Annotated in this window: 2 protein-coding genes and 1 pseudogene; all 3 read left to right on the plus strand. The window is 43.2% G+C overall.

Features of this window, described 5'->3' with window-relative positions:
- Positions 1 to 7 precede the first annotated feature (7 nt).
- A complete protein-coding gene (locus ICN13_RS10005; protein ID WP_370622983.1) occupies positions 8 to 136 on the plus strand; it encodes a flagellin in 129 nt (42 codons plus the stop codon).
- A 40-nt stretch (positions 137 to 176) separates the two neighbouring features.
- Positions 177 to 1046: a flagellin gene (locus ICN13_RS10010; RefSeq protein ID WP_216140210.1), complete on the plus strand. Its 870-nt coding sequence runs from the start codon at positions 177 to 179 to the stop codon at positions 1044 to 1046.
- A gap of 37 nt (positions 1047 to 1083) precedes the next feature.
- A pseudogene (locus ICN13_RS10015) lies at positions 1084 to 1301 on the plus strand (flagellin); the annotation flags it as partial.

The raw sequence follows: 1301 nt of genomic DNA on the forward strand, positions 1-1301 counted from the left end.
TAGCCGCATTGTCGATACCGATTACGCAGCAGAAACCTCTAATTTGACCCGTACTCAGATCTTGCAACAGGCTGCTACTTCGATGCTAGCCCAAGCCAATCAGATGCCGAACGTCATTTTGACTTTGCTCAAGTAAATCACACTCATTAATTAAAGAATAATTTAGGGAAACCCAAATGGCCGCAGTCCTCAGTACCAATATGGCATCGTTGTATGCCCAAAAGAACCTCAGCACCGCTCAAGCGAGCTTGTCTGCTTCTGTACAACGATTGTCTTCAGGCACTCGCATTAACAGTGCTAAAGATGATGCTGCTGGCTATGGGATCTCTGAGTCTTTAAAAGGGACTAAAAATATTGTGGATCAAAACATCCGCAATGCAAAAGATGGCATCTCTTACGCCCAAGTTGCTGAAGGCGCATTAGACGTAGTTGGCAAGATCTTACAACGCTCATTGACACTTGCTACTCAAGCTACTGATGGCACATTAAATGAAGATCAGATGAAAGCTATTGGTAATGAGTTAGTTTCTTTGTATGAGGAAGTTCAGAATATTAAGGCGCGTACTAAGTTTCAGGGCGGTGTTGACTCCTTATCAGTTTTTGATGCCAGCGGCAATATTTCAGTCGAAACTGGATCTGGATCTGGATCTGCCACTGCAGTGAATCCAGAGATGGTTCATTTGGATTACGCTATAAACCTCAATGAGTGTTTCTATGACTTCGCTGTAATGCTAAAAGACAATGGCCGCTTTGATAATAGCGTTACTGATCCAGCCGATTTTGTATCTGAGATTCAGGCTCAAATTGCCGCTAACGCAACCAATCGCTCAGATCTTGGCACAGCTATTAACTCACTCGAGTATGCAGTCGATAACATGCAAACCTTATCTACTAATCTGGCTGATGGTATTAGCCGCATTGTCGATACCGATTACGCAGCAGAAACCTCTAATTTGACCCGTACTCAGATCTTGCAACAGGCTGCTACTTCGATGCTAGCCCAAGCCAATCAGATGCCTAACGTCATTTTGACTTTGTTGAAGTAAATCACACTCATTAAAGAATATTTAGGGAAAACGAATCATGGCCGCAGTCCTTAGTACCAATATGGCATCACTGTATGCCCAGAAGAACTTAAGTACTGCTCAGACTGCTTTGTCTGCTTCAGTTCAAAGATTGTCTTCCGGTACTCGCATTAACAGTGCTAAAGATGATGCTGCTGGCTATGGGATCTCTGAGTCTTTAAAAGGGACTAAAAACATTGTGGATCAATCGATTCGCAATACCAAGGATGCGATTTC

Source organism: Polynucleobacter sp. MWH-Berg-3C6 (genome assembly GCF_018881855.1).
GTDB lineage: Bacteria > Pseudomonadota > Gammaproteobacteria > Burkholderiales > Burkholderiaceae > Polynucleobacter.